Below are 7,108 nucleotides of genomic sequence, written 5' to 3'. Positions count from 1 at the left end.
CGCGGCGCGCTGGGGCGGATGGTGATGGCGACGCGCGACCGGGCACGCGTCGACGCATGACGCCGGCGCGCGTCAGCGAGCCGCGTTCAACGGCTCGATGTCGATGACCGGAGCGCTCTGGAGCGCCGACACCAGCGCGTCGAGGTTGCCTGCATCGGGCTCGAGCGCCGGCCCGGTGATCCGCAGCTTGCGCGCCGGCGGCGCTGCCTGGATCGCCTTGATCAGCGGGCCGCGATAGCGCAGGTTCATCATCATCTGCACGGCCTGTACGATGCTGATCGGCCGGCCGTCATGCCGAAACGCCGCGGCATCCACCGTGTCGTTCCAGCCCTGGATGAAGCCGCCGGCGTCGATCCGCATATTCAGGTCGATCCATCGCTGCTTCTTCGCGTCCGCGCTGTCGTCCGACGCCCGCAGCGCCCCGGATGCGCGGCTCACGTCGGCATCGTGCTTCGCGCGCCATGCCATGTAGCCGAGCGCGAACACCATGTTGTCCGGCAGGATGTCGTCCTCCTGCACGACGTCGAACAGGCGCCGCGGCGCCTGGTTCGCGACGAACGCCGGCGTCAGGATCCACACGCTCCCGTTGCGCAACGCGCCGGTCGTCCTGCCGAGCGCGGGCTCGCCGCTGTCGACCGCAATGCGCGTCAGCAGGCCGGCGCCGACCAGCTCGTCCAGTTGCGCCGCCAGCGCCGGCGACGTGTGAATCGCGCCGGCTACCGCCGCGTACCGGTCGGGTGTCGAGTGCGTGCGCAGGTCGGCCAGCAACCGTTCGACGGCCGCATGCGCCGTCGTCGAAGCCGGCACGAGGGCGGGCCCGGTGGCGACGGTATCCGCAACGACCGTGCCGCACATCGATATCACGGCGACGCCTACCAGCAGCCCTCGCATGCAGATCTTCATCGTTCGCTCCCTGTTCGCAGGCACGGCTCGCCGGTGAGGTGCGCCGGCCGCCGGGATGCCGCCGCTTACTGGCCGGCCTGACCGTCCGGCGTACTGATCGGACCGAGCAACGCGTCGACCAGCGGGGGCAGCACATCGCCCGGGGAACCCGTGAGCCAGCCCCGCTCGTCCTTGCCGTAGAGATCGATCTGCCCCGTCACAGTGCGACCCATCGGCGCCTCGTCATAGATTTTCGCGATGCCCGAGAAATACGCCGAAATGAAAGCCGTCAGCGCCTTGTTGGTCTTCAGGCGCGGATTGCCGAGCTTCTCTTTCAGCGCCTTCACGCCGGGCTCGATGTCCACGACTCGGCACGAAAAATCGACCGTCGCGATCGACTGATCCTCCACGTATTCGTTGGGCTTCTGCGTCGAACGGGTGGCCTTGCATTCGGAACGGGCCAGCCCCTGCTGATACGACGTGATCGCCGCGCCGATCGGCCCGCGCAACGCGTCGCGGGACTTGGGCGGCATTCTCGACAGCAAGCCGGTGACCAGGCGCTCGTGCGTCTCGTCGCCGAGCTTCGACAAGGCCGCCACGTCGAGCGCGTCCTTGCCGTCGAAGCGCGTGCGCACGGCATCGTTGAACTGCACCGCCTTCGCGACGTCGCCATTGACGAAGGCGCCCAGATACAGGTTGGTGGTCTGCTCGGGCGTCAGCACCGCCGCGTGCGCGGCACCAGTCGCCATGAACACGGACAGCACGGCCGCGCGGGTGGCGCGCAACCACGGAAAACGCGCGCCGCTGCGCGCATGAAGGGAAACGCTCATCGGTCGGGTCATCAAGGGGTCGAATCGATCGGGCTGGCGTGACAGCCTCATTGCTGGCTGGCGGCAACCGCCGCGACAACCGGGCCGAACAACGCGTCGACGACCGGCTTCAGCAGGCTTTCCGGGCTGTCGGTCGTCCAGCCCTTGCTGTCCGAACCGACCATCTCCACCTGCCCCGTGATGCGCCGGCTGACCGGTGCGTCGTTGAACGCGCGCGCCACGCCCGTGAACATCGTTTTGGCCGCTGCGAAGCGCTGCTGGTCGGTCTTCGCGTCCTTGCCGGCCTTCATGGCCTCGTCGCCCGGCGGCGTCACGTCGGCCACCTTGCACTCGAAATCGACCGTGGCGAGTTCCTGCCCCTTCCCGCCTGCCCGCGGCGCGCGCTTCACGCCGGTGGCCTTGCATTGCGAGCGCTGCAGCGCGCCCGTGTACGCGACCAGCATCGAGTCGAGCGACGGCGCGAGCGCCTTGCGCCCGGAATCCGGCATCGACGCGAGCATCTGCCCGAGCATCTGTTCACGCATCTCGCCGTACATATTGGCCGGCAGCACCATGTTTTCGGCATCCTTCGGCTCGGCGGTCGCACGCACCGCGGCGTTGAATTGCTCGACCTTGGCCGCGTCGTTGTTGACGATGGCGCCCAGATAAACGTCGACGGTCTGTTCGGGGGTGAGCGACGCGGCGTGCGCCGCCAGCGGGATACCGAGCGACAGTGCGCACGCGGCCAACGCGTGCACGAGCGGACGGCGCGCGCGGGTGTGCGCCACGAATCGGGTAGCGGTCATGGGAAAACGGCCCTCTCTCGAATGATTGATGTTGTGCGCCCGGCACGACGGCTGCGGCCGGGCTGACCGATTGTCGCGGAAAAAAGTGGGCGATGAAAGGCTTTCGTCGGGTCAGATGCGGCGAGCACGGAACGTGCGGACGCAAAAAAGCCCGCTCGAAGCGGGCTTTTGTCGGGTGTTCGCCGGATCGGCCGCCGGCCGACGTGCGCTTACGCGAACGAGTAGAACACGCGGAACGCGACCTTGCGCTCGGCCCAGAATTCGGCCGCCTCGCGGAACACGTCGAGCAGCGTCTCGCGCCCTTCCTTGTCGAACTTCTGCGCGATCGGCAGCCCGTCGAGGACGATCACGAAACCGGGCTGCGCGCCGGCCTTCGCGACGAGGTCGGTCAGGGAGTCGTACAGCGCGTCGTAGTTCTTCCCGAAATGCTTCGGGAACAGGAACGACGTCGCGATCGTTTCCATCACTTCCTGCTTCGACTGCGCGGCACCGCAAAACGCATACAGGAAATGCTGGCCGAGCCGGCTGGCTTCGTCGGCAAGATCCTGCACGCGGAACGCGCGGATCGATTGCACGAGATTGGGTCGCACGGTCGTGAAAAGGCTCATAGGCTCCTCGTTCGATGAAAGCCCGGGCTCGGCTTCCTGTTGCTCCGGCGTGCCGCCAGCCTGCGCCGCCGCGTGCAGTTGGATCACGCGCTGAAACAGATTGCCGTCGCCGGACGCGAACAGTTCCGCCGCCGCCGTTTCGTGCGCGTAGATGGAGTCGCTCATGCCATTCGTCCCGAAGTCATTCAACAATACGTTTAAAACTGCTGTAGTGGTCGCCCGTGTAATAACAGTTGTCAATCCGGCGCAATGGACCGCCACAGACGATCCGGCGCGCACCGCGATTGCGGGCACGCGGCGTCGGTACCGTGTACTCATGGTAGTAGCCGCGCTTCGCTTTTGGCAGGATCCGCTCGCGGTTGCCAAACACGACGCCGTCTTTCTCGTACGGATAGGGGCCGCCGGCGCCAATCAGGCCCAGCGTGGTCACGGCCTCGCGCGGAAGACGGGCGGTCGGAATCGTATCGAGCCCGCTCGCCGCCACGTCGGCCGGAACGGCCTCCCGTGCGTAAGCGGCGGAAACCAGACTGCCCGTCGGCGTGCCGACGATACCCATCGCGAACATCGCGAAGACGGACGCGAGCGCGCCGTTGCGGAGCCACTTGCGTGCCATGAACCAGGGTTCCCGCTGTTAAATCAAGTAGTTGACGACCAACAAAGGCGTTAGCGTAGCGTTATTGGCCGCGCGAATCAATGTCCGTTTGGGAATCGAAAGGCCAGTGATACCCGGAATTGCGCATTTTTTACCGAAATCACACTACATTTATCTTACATAGGATAAAATGCGAGCGGCATCTCTGGCGTGGCAAGACTCTGCCTCCTTGCCACGCTGCTACGCTGAGTGGAGAGAGATGCTGACGTTGCTTGCGGGAAGCGCGTTTGCGCCCTGCCCGACGGCGTGCCCATTGCGGGCACGCCGCTTTTTTGCTTTTGTTTACAATTTTGCCTGACGCGCCACGCCGGTTCGACCGGCGTGGCGCGTTCGTTTTGGCTCAGCGCGTGGCGTTCACGTCGGCGACCAGCAGCGCCGCCATGTTGACGATGCGGCGAACGGTCGCCGATTCGGTCAGCACGTGCACCGGCTGCGCAGCGCCCAGCAGGATCGGCCCGATCGCGATGTTGTTGCCCGCAGCCGTCTTCAGCAGGTTGTACGCGATGTTCGCGGCATCGATGTTCGGCAGGATCAGCAGGTTCGCTTCGCCTTCCAGCGTCGATTCCGGCAGGATTTCCTTGCGCAGCGCCGCGTCGAGCGCGACATCGCCGTGCATCTCGCCGTCCACCTTCAGCTCCGGTGCACGTTCCTGCAGGATCGCGAGCGTATCGCGCATCTTCTTCGCCGAAGGTGCGTTGCTCGTGCCGAAATTCGAATGCGACAGCAGCGCGACCTTCGGCTCGATGCCGAAGCGACGCACTTCTTCCGCCGCCATGATCGTGATCTCGGCCAGCTCTTCCGGGGTCGGATCGACGTTCACGTGCGTGTCGACGAGGAAAATCTGGCGGCCCGGCAGCACGAGGCCGTTCATCGCCGCGTACACACTGCAGCCCGGGCGCTTGCCGATCACCTGGTCGATGAAGTGCAGGTGGCGGTGCGTGGTGCTGATCGTGCCGCAGATCATCCCGTCCGCTTCGCCCTTCTTCACCAGCATCGAGCCGATCAGCGTCGTGCGGCGGCGCATCTCGACCCGCGCGAGCTGCTCGCTGATGCCCTTGCGCGCCATCATCTTGTAGTACGTCTGCCAGAAGTCGCGGTAGCGCTCGTCGTGCTCGGTGTTGACGACCGTGAAGTCGGTGCCCGGCGTCAGGCGCAGGCCGTAGCGCTGGATACGGTGCTCGATCACCGACGGACGGCCGATCAGGACCGGCTTCGCGAGCTTTTCGTCGACGATGATCTGAACGGCACGCAACACGCGCTCTTCTTCGCCTTCCGCGAACACAACGCGCTTCTTCTCTTCCGGCGCGGCGCGCGCAATCTGGAAGATCGGCTTCATCGTCGTGCCGCTGTGGTACACGAACTGCTGCAGGTGGACGCGGTACGCCTCCATGTCCTCGATCGGGCGCGTCGCGACGCCGCCGTCCATCGCGGCCTGCGCGACGGCCGGTGCGATCTTCACGATCAGGCGCGGATCGAACGGCTTCGGAATCAGGTATTCGGGCCCGAACGACAGGTCCTGGATGCCGTACGCGGTCGCGACGATGTCGCTTTGCTCGTGCTGCGCGAGCTCGGCGATCGCGTTGACGGCCGCGATTTCCATTTCACGCGTGATCGTCGTCGCGCCGACGTCGAGCGCGCCGCGGAAGATGAACGGGAAGCACAGGACGTTGTTGACCTGGTTCGGGTAGTCGGTGCGGCCCGTGGCCAGCACCGCGTCCGGGCGCACTTCGAGTGCGAGTTCCGGCAGGATTTCCGGCGTCGGGTTCGCGAGCGCGAGGATCAGCGGGCGCTCGGCCATGCCCTTCACCATCTCCTGCTTCAGCACGCCGGCAGCCGACAGGCCGAGGAAGATGTCCGCGCCGTCGATCACTTCGGCCAGCGTCCGCGCTTCCGTTTCGCGGGCGAAACGCTCCTTGTCCGGATCCATCAGCTCGGTGCGGCCCTTGTAGACCACGCCCGCCAGGTCGGTCACGATGATGTTCTCGATCGGCAGGCCGATGTCGACCAGCAGGTCGAGACACGCGAGCGCGGCCGCCCCCGCGCCGGACGCGACGAGCTTGACCTTCTTGATGTCCTTGTTGACGACCTTCAGCCCGTTCGTGACGGCCGCGGCCACCACGATCGCGGTGCCGTGCTGGTCGTCGTGGAACACCGGAATCTTCATCCGTTTGCGCGCTTCGCGCTCGACGATGAAGCAGTCCGGCGCCTTGATGTCTTCCAGGTTGATCCCGCCGAAGGTCGGCTCCAGTGCGGCAATCACGTCGACGAGCTTGTGCGGATCCGACTCGTTCAGCTCGATGTCGAACACGTCGATGCCCGCGAACTTCTTGAAGAGTACGGCCTTGCCTTCCATCACCGGCTTCGACGCGAGCGGGCCGATGTTGCCCAGACCGAGCACCGCCGTACCGTTCGTGACGACACCGACCAGGTTGCTGCGCGCAGTGAAGCGTGCCGCGTTGAGCGGATTCTCGACGATCTCCTCGCACGCGTACGCCACACCCGGCGAGTATGCGAGCGCGAGGTCGCGCTGGTTGATCATCTGCTTGGTCGGGGCGATCGCGATTTTCCCGGGGGTCGGGAATTCGTGATAGTCGAGCGCGGCTTCGCGGAGCTTGGCTTTGGAGGAGGCTTGGGTAGACATGTGTCTCTTGGCGGGCGGATTAGAATAACTCTTCGACGGCATTGTAGCGCCAATCATCGGCCGCCAGACCGGCGATTCGGGTGCAACAGCCGCGACAAAATTGTACTGAACGGTGCAGGAACGCCGCCGTTCGCCTCGTACAATGCCGTTCCTTCCAACGTTTCGGATCCATCCGCCGTGCCAGCCGCCCTCTCCGAGTTTTCGCTGATCGAACGCTTCTTCACGCGCCGCGCCGCGCAGGGCGCCCGTGCGTCGACACTCGGCATCGGCGACGATTGCGCGTTGATCACGCCCCGATCCGGGAAATTGCTGGCCATTTCGACCGACATGCTGGTGGAAGGCCGCCACTTTTTCCCCGACGTCGCGCCCGACGCGCTCGGCCACAAGACGCTCGCGGTCAACCTGTCCGACCTCGCGGCGATGGGCGCCGAGCCGCGCGCGTTCACGCTCGCGTGCGCGCTGCCGCGGGCCGACGCCGCGTGGCTGGAAGCATTCAGCAACGGGCTGTTCGCACTCGCCGAGCGCTACGGCTGCGAGCTGATCGGCGGCGACACGACGAGCGGCCCGCTGAACCTGTGCGTGACCGTCTTCGGCGAAGTCTCACCCGACGCGGCGCTGCGCCGCGACGCCGCGCGCGACGGCGACGACGTCTGGGTGTCCGGCACGCTCGGCGATGCACGCGCCGGCCTCGGTGTCGCGCGCGGCGAATA

General features: G+C 66.0%; 7 protein-coding genes. 1 reads left to right on the top strand and 6 read right to left on the bottom strand.

The genetic code is table 11. The annotated features are described in order from the left end of the window. Positions 1–72 precede the first annotated feature (72 nt). From G3O00_RS38040 to G3O00_RS38015, 6 genes are all read right to left on the bottom strand, one after another. Complete coding sequence (locus G3O00_RS38040; protein WP_206146083.1) at positions 73–903, bottom strand: hypothetical protein; 831 nt, start codon at positions 901–903, stop codon at positions 73–75. Positions 904–968: 65 nt separating this feature from the next. Next, on the bottom strand, positions 969–1,712 hold the full coding sequence (locus G3O00_RS38035; RefSeq protein ID WP_241025524.1) for a hypothetical protein: 744 nt from the start codon (positions 1,710–1,712) through the stop codon (positions 969–971). Between the two features lie 47 nt (positions 1,713–1,759). Next, positions 1,760–2,497, bottom strand: coding sequence for a hypothetical protein (locus tag G3O00_RS38030; protein WP_206146081.1), 738 nt, complete (start codon positions 2,495–2,497; stop codon positions 1,760–1,762). A gap of 209 nt (positions 2,498–2,706) precedes the next feature. After that, the gene (locus G3O00_RS38025) at positions 2,707–3,270 is read right to left on the bottom strand and encodes a barstar family protein (protein ID WP_206146080.1); all 564 of its coding nucleotides are present in this window, start codon (positions 3,268–3,270) and stop codon (positions 2,707–2,709) included. A gap of 16 nt (positions 3,271–3,286) precedes the next feature. Beyond that, a complete protein-coding gene (locus G3O00_RS38020) occupies positions 3,287–3,718 on the bottom strand; it encodes a ribonuclease (RefSeq protein ID WP_011350905.1) in 432 nt (143 codons plus the stop codon). A 379-nt stretch (positions 3,719–4,097) separates the two neighbouring features. Continuing rightward, positions 4,098–6,440 (bottom strand): NADP-dependent malic enzyme, encoded by a 2,343-nt coding sequence (locus G3O00_RS38015; RefSeq protein WP_277399368.1) that lies wholly within the window; start codon positions 6,438–6,440, stop codon positions 4,098–4,100. A 135-nt stretch (positions 6,441–6,575) separates the two neighbouring features. On the opposite strand from G3O00_RS38015, the gene thiL reads away from it, so the two are divergent. Then, positions 6,576–7,108, top strand: a 533-nt coding sequence (gene thiL / locus G3O00_RS38010) for a thiamine-phosphate kinase (RefSeq protein WP_206146079.1), incomplete at its 3' end; no start/stop codon positions are given.

Source organism: Burkholderia sp. Ac-20384, from assembly GCF_017104605.1.
Classification (GTDB): domain Bacteria; phylum Pseudomonadota; class Gammaproteobacteria; order Burkholderiales; family Burkholderiaceae; genus Burkholderia; species Burkholderia lata.
Note: the sequence above shows the minus strand (reverse complement) of the source record. Positions and strands in the feature narration are given on the sequence as shown.

Excerpts from the sequence above, each read along its gene's own strand:
- G3O00_RS38040 (WP_206146083.1), bottom strand. The coding sequence starts at position 903 with ATGAAGATCTGCATGCGAGGGCTGCTGGTAGGCGTCGCCGTGATATCG.
- G3O00_RS38035 (WP_241025524.1), bottom strand. The coding sequence starts at position 1,712 with ATGAGCGTTTCCCTTCATGCGCGCAGCGGCGCGCGTTTTCCGTGGTTG.
- G3O00_RS38030 (WP_206146081.1), bottom strand. The coding sequence starts at position 2,497 with ATGACCGCTACCCGATTCGTGGCGCACACCCGCGCGCGCCGTCCGCTC.
- G3O00_RS38025 (WP_206146080.1), bottom strand. The coding sequence starts at position 3,270 with ATGAGCGACTCCATCTACGCGCACGAAACGGCGGCGGCGGAACTGTTC.
- G3O00_RS38020 (WP_011350905.1), bottom strand. The coding sequence starts at position 3,718 with ATGGCACGCAAGTGGCTCCGCAACGGCGCGCTCGCGTCCGTCTTCGCG.
- G3O00_RS38015 (WP_277399368.1), bottom strand. The coding sequence starts at position 6,440 with ATGCCGTCGAAGAGTTATTCTAATCCGCCCGCCAAGAGACACATGTCT.